Source organism: Actinoplanes sp. NPDC051470 (genome assembly GCF_040682035.1).
Lineage (GTDB): Bacteria > Actinomycetota > Actinomycetes > Mycobacteriales > Micromonosporaceae > Actinoplanes.
On sequence record NZ_JBFBAA010000028.1, the window covers coordinates 83,390 to 98,930 of the forward strand.

The window sequence follows — 15,541 nt, forward strand, 5'->3', positions numbered from 1 at the left end:
CTAATCATCGAGACGTGACCACAACTCCTTCCGCCCTCCGCTGGCCCGCCGCCGAGCAGATCGACCTCGGCCGGGCGCCTCTCACCGTGCTCGACCGCGACCGCACCCAGCCGTTCCTGCTGCTGCACGGCGGCGCCGGACCCCACTCGGTGACCGGGTTCGGCGACCTGCTGGCGGCCCGCCTGAACACCCGGGTGCTGATGCCGACCCATCCCGGGTTCGCGGGCACCGACCGGCCGGCCGGCCTGGCCGGGATCCCGGCGCTGGCCGCCCTCTACGCCGACCTGCTCGACCGGCTGGACGTCTGGGACGTCACGGTGGCCGGCAACTCGATCGGCGGCTGGGTCGCGGCCGAGCTGGCACTGCTGGGCAGCCCCCGGGTCAGCGGCGCGGTGCTGATCAACGCGGTCGGGCTGGAAGTGCCCGACCATCCGATCACCGACATCTCGGGGCTGAGCCCGGCTCAGGTCCAGGCGCTGGCCTGGAAGGACCCGGGACGCGTCCCGCCCAACCCGGCCCAGCCGGGGCCGGACTTCGCGGCGCTGGCCGCGTACACCGGAATGACGATGTCGGACCCTGCCCTGGGTGACCGGCTCGCCGATCTTGATCTGCCGGTGAAGGTGATCTGGGGCGCGGCGGACGGGATCGCCGGGCCGGACTACGGCCGCGCCTACGCGGCGGCGATCCCGGGCGCCACGTTCACGCTGATCGAGGACGCCGGGCACCTGCCGCAGCTCGAGGCGCCCGAGGAGCTGCTGGCTGCCGTGCGGGCCGAACGATGACCGGCCTGGCCGTGACCCGCGTCGGGCACAGCTGCCACCTGCTGGAGATCGGCGGGCGCACACTGCTGACCGACCCCTGGTTCACCGTGACGCCGACCTACGACCCGGGTGAGCCGCTCGCGATGTCCGTGGCCGGCCTGCCCGCGCTGGACGCCATCGTGATCACCCACGAGCACTACGACCACTGCGACCTGGACGCGCTCCTGGCTCTTCGCGACGTCCCGGTGATCGGGCCCGGCACGGTCGCCGTGCGCGCCCGCGAACGGGGCTGGACGGACGTGCGTGAGCTGGAGGCCTGGGACTCGACCACGATCGGGAACGTCACGGTGACCGCCACCCCGGGCCGGCACGGCGTGCACGAGGTGACCTACGTGATCCAGGGCGGCGGGCGGACGGTGTTCTTCGGCGGCGACTCGCTGCTCGTTCCCGCCTTCAAGGAGCTGCCGGGGCGGTTCGGCGCGTTCGACCTGGCGCTGCTGCCGACCAACGGGCTGTGCGTCCGGCCGGCCGGCGGCATGCAGGTAGTGATGAACGCGACCGAGGCCGCCGAGCTGACCGCGATCCTGCGCCCGCGCGTGGCGATCCCGCACCACTACGCGTTCACCAGCGGCCGGCTCGGCGACCTGATGATCACCAAGGGGGACCGGGAGCCGCTGGCCTTTGCCTCGGAGGTGGCCCGGCTGGTCCCGGCGACCGAGGTCAGAGTGGTGCTACCGGGTCAGCGGGTGATCCCGGTCAGCGGGTCGTAGGTGTAATCGGTGCGCGAGTGGAAGTCCGTCCCGCGTACGTCCATCCGGGCCTTGCCCTGCCGGACGTTGTCGCGGGTGGCGACCGAGCGCCACGGCCGGCCGCCCTTGAGGATCTTCAGGCGGCCGGTGAAGTCCTGGCCGACGGCCGCGATGATCGAGTAGGCCGGGCCGTTCGGCGGGTCGAGGTCGAGGCCGCCGCCGGCCCGGATGGTGGTCGTGATGACCAGGGCGCCCTCGGCGTCGTAGATCGGCGCCGGCTGGTCCACGCGGTACGGCGTCCGGCCGCCGCCCTGCACGTCCTGCCCGTTGTAGAAGGTGCGGCCGAGGGCGTCGACCCAGTAGTGCGGCACCGTCGCCTTCGCCGCGCCCATGGTCGGGCCGGGGTAGTAGGACATATGCCAGTGCGGCGGGTTGTCCGGGTGCAGCGGGTTGTTCGTCTCGAAGCCCATCAGCGCGAAGAAGTGGCTGCGCCGCTGCGCCTCGGCCACCAGGCCCGAGTCGACCAGGACCTCGCGGGTCGCGGCCATCCACGACTGCACCGCGATGACCTCGCCGGACGGCCAGGCCACGGTCGGCCAGACGCCGGCCGCCCGGTCCGGATCGTTGTGCTCGACGTGCCAGTACAGGCCGCTCGCGGGCTGGCCCAGGTAGCTCCACACCTGCACGGTGGGGGAGTCGGCGGTCGCGGAGGCCCGGTACACCGGCAGCGTGAACGTCACCCGGAACCGGTCGTCCGGGTCGCGCTCGAGCGCGAGGTGCCGTTCGCCCGCGATCACATCCTTGACGGGTACGTCGGGCCAGCGCACCGACACGCGGATGCCGGCCGGGTCGGCCTCGCCCTGGACGAAGCACAGGTACTCGGCGCGGCTGGCCGCCTGGTACTGCGTACCCGTCATCAGGGTGTAGCCGGCCGGGAGCGTGATCTCCGGGACGGACGGGAGCCCGGCCTTCTGGCGAACCACCCGGAAGCCGGCGTACGCGGTCGCGAGCGCCGGGCCGGCGGCCGGCACCGTCACGGCGAGACCGGCCGCGCCGGCCAGCACCGCGCGACGCGAGACATGGTTTTGCACGGGACGTCCTCCCCCGGATCGACGACCGTCTCATCGTTCCCCGGACGTTCACGAGAGTCGATGGCCCGGCGGTGAACGCCGGACATCTGCTAGGAATGAGGAGGTGACCTCTGCCACGGTCCCCGAGCTGCCGAGGGACCGGCTGACCGCCCGCGTGATGGCCCACGCCCTGGTCGAGCAGATGCAGGTCAGCCCGATGCCCGAGGTGCTCGGCCGGCTCGCCGAGCAGGCCCGCTCGGCCGGGTGGCCCGAGGTCCGGGTCATGCTCCTGCACGGCCAGCTGATCGCCCGCTGCCTGCAGAACTCCGGCGCCCGCGCGATCCGGCAGAGCGCCGACGCGATGCTGAACGCGGCCCAGGCCGGCGGCGACGAGATCCTGATCGGCCTGGCCCTGGCCTCCCGGGCGCTGTTCATCGACGACCTCGGCGAGGACGTCGGCGGGCTGCTGGCCCAGGCGGTCGCGATGATCGACGACACCCTGGAGTTCGCGGACGACGCCCTGGGCCTGCGCGCGCTCGAGGTGCCGGTCGTCTACGTCGAGTGCGGCCAGGCCTTCCACCGGCTCGGCCTGTGGGAGATCGAGGAGGAGATGTACGTCCGGGCCGCCGCCGCCCTGACCGCTCCGCTGCCGCCGGTGGCCCGCTCGGTGCCGTCGTTCACCCGCCGGGCGCTCGTGATCAACCGCCTGGAGAGCGCCCTCGCCCTGTCCAGCGCCATGATCGAGGTCGGCCTTCGCGACCCGGCCGCCCGGGTGGCCGCTACGTCAATCCGGCCCACCCCGTCCGAGCGCGCCGACCTGCCGGCCATGTGGGCGGTCGAGGCGCTGGCCCTGGAACGCTTCCTGGACGTGGTGGCCGGCCGCACCGACCTGGCCGGCGGCCCCGGTCACGTGCCCGCCGACCTGTACGACCAGCTCGCCCCGAGCACCTGGCCGGGATACCGCGCCTGCCTCCTGCTGGCCGCCGCGATCGCCTGCCACGACGCCGGCGACGTCCCGTCCGCCGCCCGCCTGGCCGGCCGCGCCGCCGGCTTCCTCGACGACACCAAGCCCAGCCTGACCTCCCTGGCCCTGTGCCTGGCCGCCCAGGACTGCCGCGACCGCACCGCCCTCCGATACGCCCGGCACGTCGCCGACCAGCGCTGGCAGTCCCGCCTGGCCGTCCTCGGCGCGATGCGTTCCCGGCTGGCCGCGGCTCGCGTCCTCCGCCAGGGCGAGCGCCTGACCCGCCAGGCCAACGTGGACGCCCTGACCGGCCTGGCCAACCGCCACGCCGAGACCGCGCTCCTGGCCCGGTTCCGCCGCCGCGCCCCGCAGGAGCGCCTCGGCGTCGTGGTGGTCGACGTCGACCACTTCAAACAGGTCAACGACACCTACGGCCACCTGGTCGGCGACGAGGTCCTCCGGGCCGTCGGCACCCTGCTGCAGGCCGCCACCCGCCCCGGCGACCTGGCCATCCGCCGAGGCGGCGACGAGATGGTGCTGCTCATCGACCTGCCGCCCGGCGACGACGTCCCGGTCCTGGCCGACGGCATCGTGCGGGCCGTGGCCCTGCACCACTGGGAGGATCTCGCCCCCGGCCTGCGGGTCGGCGTCAGCGCGGGCCAGGCGGTCGGCCCCGCCCGCGACGTCGACCGCCTGATCGAGGACGCCGACCGTAACCTCTACCGGGCCAAGGACGCCGGCCGGGGCCGCGCCGTCGCCGCCGCGGGCTAGCCGCGCCGGAACGCGCCCGCCGGCCGGGGACACCGTCAGGCGCTACCCCCGCTCCGAACGGTGGTAGGTCAGCACTGCATCGCGGCCCCAAATACCGTCAGGACCCACCACCACAGCGCCGAGACCGCCCGACTGTGGTCACGGCACGAGCGTTTGCGGATCATGGTCGAGTAGGAGCGCTTCTATGTCGTCGGGGTCAAGCGGTGGAGTCAGCAGGAAGCCTTGAATCTCGTCGACGTTTCCCGCGCGCAGGCGGTCGATCTGGGTCGCGGTTTCCACGCCTTTGGCGAGCGTCTTGAGGCCCAGTTGTCTGCCGAGCTGGATCAGCATGTGCAGGAGCGCGGCGGACTCGGGCAGGAGGGTGACGGCGGCGGTGAACGCACGACCAATCTTGAGTCTGTCGACCGGTAGGCGCTGCAGGTGGGCGAGGCTGGAGTGGCCGACGCCGAAATCGTCGATCGCGATCTGGACGCCGAGGGCCTTGAGCTGGTGCAGACGGCGAATCGAGGCCTCGATGTCGCACATCAGCGAGGTTTCGCTGATGTCCAGGGTCAACGCGGACGGCGCGAGACCGCTGGCGGTCAGGGCTTCGTGGACGTGCTCGACGATCGCGTCGCGGCCGAACTGGCGGTGCGAGATGGTGACCGAGACGATCAGGTCGCGATTGATGCCGCGCCAGATCGCCATCTGATCGCAGGCCTCACGCAGCACCCAGCGACCCACGTCGGCGATCTTTCCGGTGGATTCGAGCAACGGGATCATCTCGGCCGGCTCGATGAGCCCGAGGGAGGGGTGCTCCCAGCGCAGAAGTGCCTCGAATCCAGCGATATCGAGTTCCTTCAACCGATAGATCGGCTGGTAGACCAACTGGAACTGCTCCGCCTGCAGCGCTGAACGCAGATCCTGTTCCAGCAGGTGGCGTCGTTGAACCGCCGTCCGCGTCTCGGGCTGGAAGACGATGTAGCAGTTCTTTCCCGCTGCCTTGGCGTCATAGAGCGCCATGTCGGCGTCGCGCAGTAGTTCGTGGGATGTGGCGGCCGGGCCTGCCGCGATGCCGATACTCGTGGTGACCCGGATCGGCGAGGTCCATCCCTGGATTTCGAACGGTTGCCCGATGACGTCCACGATCCGCTCCGCGATGGACTCCAGAGCGTATGGGTCGGTCACCCCGTCGAGCAGGACGACGAACTCGTCGCCGCCGAGGCGCCCGATCGTTTCTCCGTCACGCAGGCTGCCGCGCAGCCGCCCGGCGACCGACTGGAGCAGCTTGTCGCCGACCTCGTGGCCCAGCGTGTCGTTGACGTCTTTGAAGCCGTCCAGGTCGATGAACATGGCCGCCACCCCGGCAGAGCCGGGCCGGCCGCTGCCGGCCAGCAGGTGCTCCAGCCGGTCCATGATCAGCGCGCGGTTCGGCAGGCCAGTCAGTCCATCATGAAACGCCTGGTGACGCAGTTGAGCGCTCTTGTCCTCAATACTGCGTCGGGCACCGTCCAGCCGCCGGTTGAGCCGCGACATCCGCGCCAACACCGCCACGAACGTCGACACTGCCAGCGCCGCGATCAACACCACGTCGTCAGGCCCGGTTGCAAGCAGGATCGGGAAGGCCATCAGGGCCGCGCCGAGGAACACCAACCGGGGCATGGTCAGCCGGTGCGTGGCGGTGGCAGCGCTCGGAGCGAACGTCCGCGCACTCGGGTGGAACGCGGCGGCGACCATGAACGCACAATTCAACAGATACAAACAGTCAAGGAGAATGCCGAGTTTCGACGTATCAGACGCCAGTTGGAACGCCAGCAGGGTGTCGGCAACCGCCATCAAGCCGGACGCGGCCGCAAGCAGCCGCATCGCCCCAGAGCGCCGGGAACCGATCAGCAGTCGCGCCAGCATCGCGAGCAGCATGAGATCAGCGACTGGATACGACACCGACACTACGTGCGCCAGCAGGGGAAGGTCCCGCGCGTGCACCGCCGGTCCAAGTACGGAGACCCACATCAGTGCGCCGATCCCGGCCACCATGATCAGTACATCGAGGAGGTCACCGCGGTGATCCTCGCCTCGAGAGAGTTTCGCCAGCGCCCACAACGCCACGCCTATGCACGGGTACATCACCAGGACCAGCGCGTCCGCCGGCGATGGGAAAACAAGCGGATGGCCCGTCACCAACGGGTAGACGTACAGGTAACCGGTACCCATCGTCAGGAACGTGAGTGCAGCGGCGTGCCACGCCCACACCATCCGCGTCAGGCCTCGCGTGCGCGCCGCGGCTACGCCCGTGGCCGCTGCGGATGCCGCGCATAGGCCTACCTGGATGGCGGCCTGGGCCGTGCCGCCGGCGGGCAGGGCGAAGTACACCAAAATGACGTTCAGGCCTGCCGCCAGTGCCAGCCAGGACGCTCGGTCGAGCCACCTTCGGGCGCACCACGCATGCAGTGCGGTCCGCGCAACCCGCCGAGGAACTCCCTCAACGCCTGCAACAGTGTCCGTCTCGGGCGCAGGGTCCTGAACGACAACCATGAGCCGCCTCCCGCACCTAACGACGCGCTTAGCGGCCCCATCGGCACGCCCAGGAGATACCTGAGGCGCCGTGACCATCGGGTCTGGGAACTGCTGCTCGTTCAACACCGGCGACAACGACGCGATGCGCGCCAAGGACGCCGCCCGGCGCGGGTGATGCGTATATGTGCTCAGCGCAAGGCGGTTACGGACGGTGGGCGACGACGGCGGTGGCGAAGGGGCTCGGGTGGACGGACGGCGAGACGAAGCCGGCCGTGGTGAGCTCGGTGCACAGCTCGTCGGCGGTCAGGGCCGGGATGTCCCAGCCCTGGGCGAGCAGCACGTTGAGCGAGGTCGCCGGGTCGGACGGGCTGGTGCCGGGGGCGATCAGGGACGGGACGATCAGCAGGCCGCCGGGGCGGAGCCGGTCGTACGCGTTGGCCAGGGTCTTGACCCGGGACGCGGCCGGGAAGAAGAACTGGCTCCAGAACACCGCGTCGAATGGTTCCGGGTCGCTGAAGACGGCGGCGTCCTCGGCCGCGAACCGGACCCGGTCGGCGACCCCGAGCGTGGCCGCCTCGACGCGGGCCCGGTCGAGCAGGTCGGCCGCCTGGTCCACGCCGACCGCGGTGAGCCGGGGGTAGAGCTGGAGCATGGTGAGCATGGCGCCGCTCAGGCCGCAGCCCAGTTCCAGGTAGCGGACGTCGCCGGCCAGCAGGGACTGCCAGGCCGGGATGCCCTCGACGACCCCGGTCATCGCCGCGCGGGCCAGCGGCGTGGACGGGGCCAGGGTGACGCCGGCGGCCAGCGCGGCCCGGTCGGCGTCCGGCAGGTCCTGGTAGCGGGCCGGGCCGTCGGGCGTGAACATCTGCTCGATCAGCCGCTCGCGGACCGCCACGAAGGCCAGCTGGTTGGCGACCTGGGTGTCGGCGCCGCCGTGCAGCAGCGGCGCGTAGGTGGTGCTGATCCGGTAGCGGTCGGGGTTGTCGGACTCCAGCACCCCGGCCGCGCGCAGGGCGACACACAGGTCGCGGACCCGGCCGGGGCTGAGCCGGGTCGCCGGGGCCAGGTCCCGGACGCTCACCTCGCCGGCCAGCCGGGCCAGGAAGCCGGAGGTCAGCGCTCCCCGCAGCAGCGCCGCCGACTGAGCCGCCAGGCCGAGCGCGCCCACTGCCTCGTTCATGTCATCCATGGCCGTTCCGACGAGCGGAACGGCCGTGGGTTCAACGGTCCGGCGGGATTGGCCCGTCCGCACCCGGTTCGGAGACGTGGGCGTGCACGATGCGCCAGCCCTCGGGCCGCCGGGCCCAGGTCTGCGACTGGCGGCCGAGCACGTCCCGGCCCGGGTAGCCGAACAGGGTGGTGACGATCGCGACGTCCGCTCCGTACCCCCGGATGATCGTGTCCTTGAGAAATCGTCCCGGCGGGAGGGCGGGCTGGGCGCGACGCCAGCGCTCCTGCTCGACGGCGCCGGACTGCTGGTCGGCGATCCCGAAGCGGACCGCATCGCCGGCGAAGAAGCCGATGACGCGGTCCACGTCGTTCGCCACCAGCGCCTCCTCGTAGGCCGCGAACGCCGCCGCGACCTCGGTGATGACCTCTGGCGAATCGAGTTCCATGTCAGGCGACCGCCGCCGGCTCCCGCTCACCCGCGGGCTCCTCGGCGGGCTCCTCGTCGGACGCCGGCTCGCGCGGCGCGGGCTTCGAGAGGGCGAAGAGCACGCAGACCACGGTCAGGAAGAGGTAGCCCAGGGTGACCTGGCCGTCCGCGTTCCACTGGACCTTCTCGGCGTGGATCAGCCCGACGAACGTGAGCACCGCTCCGGCGCCGGCGAACACCGCCGCGTGCCAGAAGCGCTTGTCGATGATGAACGCGACGATCCCGCCCAGCACCAGACCGGCCAGGATCGCGCCGGAGCCCAGCGTCTTGAGGCCGTCGTAGACCACGCCCGCCCCGGCCAGCGCCGGTATGCCGACGTCGGCGGCGGTGGTCCCGGCCGCGGCGAGCACGTTGTCCATCTGACCGGTGGCCCACGAGGCGATGTTCGGGATCAGGGCCGCGACCACGGCCGCGGCATGCGCCCGCGGGGTCGCCTGGAACGCCTGCGCGCCGATCAGCAGGCCGATGTAGAGCAGGATCGGCACGATCGCGGCGGTCGGGAAGATGGTGCCGAGCAGCCCGAACATCCCGAAGAAGCAGAGCAGCGCGATCACCACGCCGGTGGCCATCGAGTAGCCGGTCCGGCCGCCCGCGGCCTTCCAGCCGGGGTGCCCGACGTAGACCGCGGGCGGGAAGGGCGAGCCCAGCACCGAGCCGATCACCGCGCCGGCGCCGTCGGCCAGCAGCACGCTGCGCAGGTTGTACCGGTCGCCGGCGGTGGCGGCGCTCTCCACGTTGGTCATCGCCTCGGTGAAGTTGTAGACGCCCAGCGGGATCGCGGTGGCCAGCAGCGGCGCCATGTCGCGCAGCCCGTCGATCAGCAGGTCCACCTTCAGGTGCGGGAACGCGAACGCGATGTCCCGGGCCGCGGCGGTCACGTCCGGCACGGACATGGCTCCGCCGATCCAGCCGATCGCCGTGCCGACGAGCAGGGCGGCCAGCCCGATCGGGATGTTGAACGGCAGCTTCACGTCGGTGAGCAGGCCGATCAGCAGCAGGCCGAGGACCGGCAGGGCGATCCAGGCGGCGCGCCACATGTTCCCGGCCGGGTTCATCGAGATGAAGGTGATCGAGATGCCGGCCAGGGTGCCGAGCAGGGCGGCGCGCGGGGCGTACTTCCGGATGTACGGGCCGACGAACGCGCCGATCAGCACGATGACGCCGATGATGAACGCCCACGCGATGCCGGCCGTCCACGCCCGGATCGCGTTGCCCGTGGTCAGGTAGATCGGCAGCATGATCACGAAGATCACGATGAACATGTGCGGGACGCTCGGGCCGTACGGCATGGCCGTGACGTCGCTGCGGTTCTCCTTGCGGGCCAGGCGCCGGGCCAGGTGGGTGTAGTAGATGTTGCCGGCGACCAGCGCGATGCCCAGGGCCGGCAGGATGACGCCGAAGACGTCGGAGGCCGGCATCTTGATCACGCCGATGCAGAGGCCGGTCAGGGTCAGCACGTTCACCAGCACGTTGACGCCGAAGCCGAAGAACGCGTTCGTGTCACCGCGTACCCAATAAGGCAGTTTCACTTGATCTCTCCCACCGCTTCGATAAGGTCCGACGAGGAGCCGACCCAGCCGAAGATCCCGCCCTGAGCGGCGATCATCTCCAGGCCGACCTGGTGAAACGACGGGAAGTAGGAGCCGACGCAATCGGCCAGGACCAGGCACTCGAAGCCGCGGTCGTTGGCCTCGCGCACGGTGGTGTGGACGCAGACCTCGGTCGTGACACCGGTGACAACGAGGCTGGTCACCTGCATCTTGTCCAAGATGTCGGCTAGCTCGGTCGCGTAGAAGGCGCCCTTGCCCGGCTTGTCGATGACGGGTTCGTCGCCCACCGGCGCCAGCTCGTCGATGATGTCGTGCCCGTATTCGCCACGAATGAGGATGCGCCCGAATCGTCCGGGCCGGCCGATGTCCGGGCCACGCCGCAGCTTGGCCGGTGGGCAGTCCGACAAATCGGGCAGGTGACCCTCGCGGGTGTGGATGACGGGCAGGTCTTTCAAGCGCCACGCGGCCAGGAGGGCGGCCAGGGGCTCGATGGTCCGGCGCAACTGCGAGACGTCGTTGCCCAGGCTCTCGCCGAACCCGCCGGGCAGCAGGAAGTCGCGCTGCATGTCGATGACGAGCAGGGCGGTGGCCGAGGGATCGAAGGTGAAGGGGGTGGGTGTGGCGGGAACTTCCATGTCAGGCCTCCGTGGCCGCGATGACGTCGTCCGAGGTGGACACGCAACCGAAGACGCCGCCCTGCATGGTGACCATGTGCAGCGCGGCGGTGTGGTTGCCGGGATCGGTGGCCCCCGTGCAGTCGGCCAGGATCAGGCACTCGTACCCGCGGTCGTTGGCCTCGCGCATGGTCGTGTGCACACAGACGTCCGTGGTGATCCCGGTCAGGATCAAGTGCGTGATGCCATGGGTACGCAGGACGAGGTCCAGATTCGTGGCGTAGAACGCGCCCTTGCCCGGCTTGTCGACGATCACCTCGCCGGGCGCCGGGGCGACCTCCGGGACGATCTCCCAGCCCGGCTCGCCCTTGATCAGGATCCGGCCGCACGGCCCCGGCCCGCCGATCTCGGCGCCGATCTGGGCCGAGCGCCAGCGCTTGTTGGCCGGCAGGTCGGACAGGTCCGGGTCGTGGCCCTCCCGGGTGTGCACGACCAGCATGCCCAGCTCACGAGCATGCGCCAGGAGGCGGGCGGTGGCCGGCAGCCCGGCCCGGGTGAGCTCGATGTCGTAGCCCATCGCCTCGACGTAGCCGCCCGGGCCGCAGAAGTCGGTCTGCCAGTCGATGCAGAGCAACGCGACGTGGCCGACGTCGACCGAGCCGTCGTACGGCCAGAGGTAGGGGTTGGCCTTGACCGGTCCGATACGTGCGGTCATGCGGGAAGTCCTTCCGGTGCGAGAGGGCTCCAGGCGGCGGCCACCCGGGCCAGGTCGTCGTCGCTGAACGCCGGCCCGAAGAAGGTGATCCCGGCCGGCCGCCCGTCCGCGGTCCGTCCGTTCGGCACCGCCACCGCGGCGAGGTCGAGCAGGTTGGTGAACTGGGTGTACCGGCCGAGGTTGAGGTTGCGCCCGATCGGGTCGGCGGCGATCTCGGCGTGCGTGTAGGTGGTGCCGACGGTCGGCAGCACCAGCACGTCGATGGTCCGGAACAGCCGCTCGGTCCAGGCCTTGAGCTCCTGCAGCCGGTGCATCCCGGCGAACGCGTCGGCCGCGGTGAAGGCCCGCCCGCGGTCCAGCACGGCCCGGGTGACCGGCAGCACCGAGTCCGGGTGCTTGTCCAGGAACCCGCCCAGGTCGGCCAGCCGTTCCGCCACCCACGGGCCGCGATAGAGCAGGTCGCCGGCCTCCAGCAGCGGCCCGATGCCGACCTCCAGAACATCGCCGAGCTTCTGCCGCGCCTGCCCGAAGGCGCGCGCCTGCCCGTCGTCACCGAAGAAATCCAGCTCCTCGGGTACGCCGAAGACGACGCGACCGCGGATCGTCCGTTCGCCCGTCCGGCCCCACGGGTCGTCCGGCGCCGGCCCGCGGGCGATGGTCGCCACCGTCGCCGCCAGCTTCACGTCGCGGGCGAAGACCGACACGCAGTCGAGCGACCGGCAGGCCGGCACCACCCCGGCCGTGCTGAGCAGGCCCCGGGTCGGCTTCAGCCCGACGATGCCGTTGAGCGCGGCGGGCACCCGGCCCGAGCCGGCGGTGTCCGTACCCAGCGAGAAGTCGACCTCGCCGGCTGCGACCGCGACGGCCGAGCCGGAGCTGGACCCGCCGGAGATGAGGCCACCGCCGAAGACGCTCTCCGGGGCGCCGTAGGGGGAGCGGGCGCCGGTGAGGCCGGTGGCGAACTGGTCCAGGTTGGTCTTGCCGACCAGCCGCGCGCCGGCGTCGAGGAGCCGCTGCACGACCGGCGCGGTGCGCTCGGGGACGTAGGCGAAGTCGGGGCAGGCGGCCGTGGTCGGCACGCCGGCCACGTCGATGTTGTCCTTGACCGCGAACCGGAGGCCGTGGAGGGGGCCGGGCGGGCCGTCCCGCTCCGGGATCATGCTGATCCAGACGCCGTTCATTCTGTCGATTGTTGACAGAATTGTGTCGGGCACCCGCGCCGTCGTGTTACCGGCTGATTACCGCGCCAGGAAGGCGCGTCCTCCGTGCCTGCTCAACGCTTCCTTGATCGCGTCCTGGTCGCCGGATTCCACCGCCGCCAGCAACCGTTCGTGCCGCAGCACCCCGTCGGCGGCGTCGGCCGCCTCGGCCTCCCGGGCGAGGTTCACGGCCATGTAGAGCTGGAGGCGGACCAGGATCGACTCGAACAGGGCGGTGAGCTGACGGTTACCACTCAGGGCCACCACCTCGACGTGGAACCGGCGGTGCGCCTCGGCGGTGGCGAACCGGTCACCGGTCTCGGTCGCCTTGCGCATCACCTCGACCGCGCCCCGCAGGCCGGCCAGGTCGAGCACCGGTGGCAGGGCCGACGCCACGTGCCGCTCGAGCAGGTCGCGGATCTCGTACAGCTCGCGGACGTCCTCGTCGGACAGAGTGGCCACGCGCGCGCCCCGGCGCGGGATGTGCTCGACCAGCCCCTGCTGCGCGAGCAGGCGCAACGCCTCCCGCAGCGGCCCGCGGCTGATGCCCAGCTGCCGGGTCAGCTGCTCCTCGACGAGGCGCTCGCCCGGCTCGACGCGGCCGCTGAGGATCTCCCGGCTGAGCCGATCGAGCGCCAGCTCGACCAGGCTGTAACTGGCCAGTTCCCCATCGCTCACGGGACCGAGTGTGTCACGCGGCATCGTCGTTCTCTGCGCCGCGCCGGGCCACGACCATGGAAGCGTTGCCGGCCCGCGACGTGAATCCGGCCGACGCCAGCTCGGCTCGGAGCTCGTCGGCGGTCACCACCGGGACGTCCCACGCGCTCAGCAGGAGGTTGCGCAGGGCGTGCTGCGGGTTCACCGGTCCGGGCGCCGGGCCGGGCAGGGCCGCGACGATCAGCAGACCGCCCGGTCGCAGCAGCCGATAGGCGTTGGCCAGGGTCTTGGCCCGGCTCGCGGCGGGGAAGAAGAGCTGGCTCCAGTACACGATGTCGAAGGGCTCCGGGTCGGTGAAGACCGCGGCGTCCTCCTCGACGTAGCGGATGCGGCCGGCCACCCCGAGGCCTTCGGCGTCGGCCCGCGCGAGCTCCAGCAGGTCGCCGGCCAGGTCGACGCCGACCGCGGTGAGCCTCGGATAGAGATCCAACAGGGTGAGCAGGTGGCCGCTGAGTCCGCAGCCCAGCTCCAAATACCGGACGTCGCCGGCCGACAGCGCGTCGGCGAACCCCGGGATCTGCTCGACGCTGGCCCGCACGGACTGCCGGGCGAGGGCGGTCGAGGGCACCACCGACGAGCCGGCCGCGGTCGCCGCCCGGTCCGCGGCGGAGAGATCGGCGTACCGGTCCGGGCCCTCCGGCGTGAACATCCGCGCGTACAGCCGCTCGCGCACGGCGACGTTGCCCAGCAGGTTCGCGTAGTGCACGTCGGCGCCGTCCCGCAGCAGCGGCGCGTAGGTGCCGCTCAGCCGGTAGCGGTCCGGGTTGTCGCAGTCCAGCACGCCGGCCGCGCGCAGGGCGACGCAGAGGTCACGGACCCGGCCCGGCCCGAGCCCGGTCCGCCCGGCCAGCTCGGCGACCCCGATCTCCCCGCCGAGGTGGGTCAGGAAGCCCGAGGTCAGCGCGCCCCGCAGCAACGCGGCCTGCTGCGCGGCCAGGGCCAGCCCGTTGATCGCCTGGTTCATCTCGTCCATGCGGAGGACGACGACGGTTCGCGGCCGGAGTTCAGCCGGTGTGGCGCGATAGGCTGACCCGCCGCCACGAGCCGGGGAGGGGACCGTGCCCATGCTGAGCACCCATGACGAGGCTGTTGCCGCCGCCGGACAGGTCGCGGCGGCCTGGGCCGGCGGGGTGGTGGAACGGGGACCGGGCCGGCTCCTCGGTGATCCCGGCCGAGGCGCTCGGCGTGCTCGACAACTCCGGGCTGCTCGGCATCACGGTGCCGGCGACCGACGGCGGTCCGGGGCTGGGCCCTGTGACGCTGGCCGAGGTGGTGCGGGTGCTCGCCGCCGTCGACCCCGCGCTGGCCCAGGTGCCGCAGGGACACTGGCTGCTGGTCGACGTTCTCGCCGTTCACGGCTCGGCCGATGCCCGCAAGCGGCTGTTCGGCGAGGTGCTGGCCGGCCGGCGGATCGGCAACGCGCTGGCCGAGCGCGGCGGCAAGCATGCTCAAGACCTCAAGACGCGGTACGCCGCCGGCGTGCTCGACGGGACGAAGTACTACACGACCGGCGCGCTCACCGCGGCCTGGATCGCGGTCAGCGCCCTGGACGCGGAGGGCCGGCTCACGCTGGTCTTCGTCCGGCGGGACGAGGCCGGGGTCACCGTGGACACCGACTGGAACGTGATGGGTCAGCGGGCCACGATCAGCGGCACCGCCCGGTTCGAGGGCGTGCCGGTCGAGCCCGAGCTGGTCGTCGACTACGCCGGCGCGTTCGCCGTGCCCCAGCAGCTCGGCGCCCGGGCCCAGCTCGTGCACGCGGCGATCGAGGCCGGCATCGCCGGTGGGGCGCTCCGGGACACCCGCGCCTACCTGCGCGAACGGGCCCGCCCGTCGACCGAGGCGGTGCGGGCCGGTGCCACCTCGGCGGCCGGCGACCCGCACGTGCTGCACCGGTACGGGCGGGCGGCCGGCCGGGTCCGCGCGGCGGAGGCGCTGCTCGCGGACTCCGCCCGTACCCTCGACGGAATCGGTCTGGTCCCCGCCGACGCCGAAGCCGCCGCACGCGGGTCGCTCGCCGTCGCGGCCGCGAAGGCCTTCGCCGGCGAGGTCGCCGTCGAGACGGCGAGCGAGCTGTTCGCGCTGTGCGGCACGAGCGCCGTGGACGAGCGCTGGGACCTGCACCGGCACTGGCGCAACGCGCGCACGCACAGCGTCCACGACCCGATCGACTGGAAATACCACCACCTCGGCGCGTACGAGCTGGGTGACGTCCTGCCGCCGAACCACGGTCAGCTCTGATTGCGGTCACGATCTGGCCGTAATCGTGGCTAGCGTG

14 protein-coding genes are annotated in these 15,541 nt (G+C 71.9%); 4 read left to right on the forward strand and 10 right to left on the reverse strand.

Going from position 1 to position 15,541, the window contains the following annotated elements; all coding sequences use genetic code 11:
• Positions 1 to 14: 14 nt before the first annotated feature.
• Positions 15 to 782, forward strand: a complete 768-nt coding sequence (locus AB0M54_RS36370; RefSeq protein WP_364476379.1) for an alpha/beta hydrolase — start codon at positions 15 to 17, stop codon at positions 780 to 782.
• Positions 779 to 1,531, forward strand: coding sequence for an MBL fold metallo-hydrolase (locus AB0M54_RS36375; RefSeq protein ID WP_364476381.1), 753 nt, complete (start codon positions 779 to 781; stop codon positions 1,529 to 1,531). Before AB0M54_RS36370 ends, AB0M54_RS36375 begins: the two co-directional genes overlap by 4 nt.
• On the opposite strand, the gene AB0M54_RS36380 is transcribed toward AB0M54_RS36375, so the two are convergent.
• Positions 1,501 to 2,601, reverse strand: a complete 1,101-nt coding sequence (locus tag AB0M54_RS36380; protein WP_364476383.1) for a hypothetical protein — start codon at positions 2,599 to 2,601, stop codon at positions 1,501 to 1,503. The genes AB0M54_RS36375 and AB0M54_RS36380 overlap by 31 nt on opposite strands.
• A 103-nt stretch (positions 2,602 to 2,704) precedes the next feature.
• On the opposite strand from AB0M54_RS36380, the gene AB0M54_RS36385 reads away from it, so the two are divergent.
• Positions 2,705 to 4,315, forward strand: coding sequence for a GGDEF domain-containing protein (locus AB0M54_RS36385; RefSeq protein ID WP_364476385.1), 1,611 nt, complete (start codon positions 2,705 to 2,707; stop codon positions 4,313 to 4,315).
• Positions 4,316 to 4,453: 138 nt separating this feature from the next.
• On the opposite strand, the gene AB0M54_RS36390 is transcribed toward AB0M54_RS36385, so the two are convergent.
• From AB0M54_RS36390 to AB0M54_RS36430, 9 genes are all read right to left on the reverse strand, one after another.
• The gene (locus AB0M54_RS36390) at positions 4,454 to 6,667 is read right to left on the reverse strand and encodes an EAL domain-containing protein (RefSeq protein ID WP_364476387.1); all 2,214 of its coding nucleotides are present in this window, start codon (positions 6,665 to 6,667) and stop codon (positions 4,454 to 4,456) included.
• 346 nt (positions 6,668 to 7,013) lie between these two features.
• Positions 7,014 to 7,991: a class I SAM-dependent methyltransferase gene (locus AB0M54_RS36395; RefSeq protein WP_364476389.1), complete on the reverse strand. Its 978-nt coding sequence runs from the start codon at positions 7,989 to 7,991 to the stop codon at positions 7,014 to 7,016.
• 40 nt (positions 7,992 to 8,031) lie between these two features.
• A complete protein-coding gene (locus AB0M54_RS36400) occupies positions 8,032 to 8,427 on the reverse strand; it encodes an AtzH-like domain-containing protein (RefSeq protein ID WP_364476391.1) in 396 nt (131 codons plus the stop codon).
• 1 nt (position 8,428) lies between these two features.
• Entirely contained in the window at positions 8,429 to 9,997 is a 1,569-nt protein-coding gene (locus AB0M54_RS36405) for a regulator (protein WP_364476393.1), read from the reverse strand.
• Positions 9,994 to 10,653, reverse strand: a complete 660-nt coding sequence (locus AB0M54_RS36410) for an isochorismatase family cysteine hydrolase (protein ID WP_364321345.1) — start codon at positions 10,651 to 10,653, stop codon at positions 9,994 to 9,996. Before AB0M54_RS36410 ends, AB0M54_RS36405 begins: the two co-directional genes overlap by 4 nt.
• A 1-nt stretch (position 10,654) precedes the next feature.
• Positions 10,655 to 11,347, reverse strand: a complete 693-nt coding sequence (locus AB0M54_RS36415; RefSeq protein ID WP_364321342.1) for an isochorismatase family cysteine hydrolase — start codon at positions 11,345 to 11,347, stop codon at positions 10,655 to 10,657.
• Positions 11,344 to 12,528 (reverse strand): allophanate hydrolase, encoded by a 1,185-nt coding sequence (locus AB0M54_RS36420; protein ID WP_364321339.1) that lies wholly within the window; start codon positions 12,526 to 12,528, stop codon positions 11,344 to 11,346. Before AB0M54_RS36420 ends, AB0M54_RS36415 begins: the two co-directional genes overlap by 4 nt.
• A gap of 57 nt (positions 12,529 to 12,585) precedes the next feature.
• Entirely contained in the window at positions 12,586 to 13,224 is a 639-nt protein-coding gene (locus AB0M54_RS36425) for a GntR family transcriptional regulator (RefSeq protein WP_364321336.1), read from the reverse strand.
• Between the two features lie 13 nt (positions 13,225 to 13,237).
• Entirely contained in the window at positions 13,238 to 14,236 is a 999-nt protein-coding gene (locus tag AB0M54_RS36430) for a class I SAM-dependent methyltransferase (protein ID WP_364321334.1), read from the reverse strand.
• Positions 14,237 to 14,340: 104 nt separating this feature from the next.
• Here AB0M54_RS36430 and AB0M54_RS36435 point away from each other — a divergent pair, with 104 nt between their 5' ends.
• Entirely contained in the window at positions 14,341 to 15,504 is a 1,164-nt protein-coding gene (locus AB0M54_RS36435) for an acyl-CoA dehydrogenase family protein (protein WP_364476395.1), read from the forward strand.
• Positions 15,505 to 15,541 lie beyond the last annotated feature (37 nt).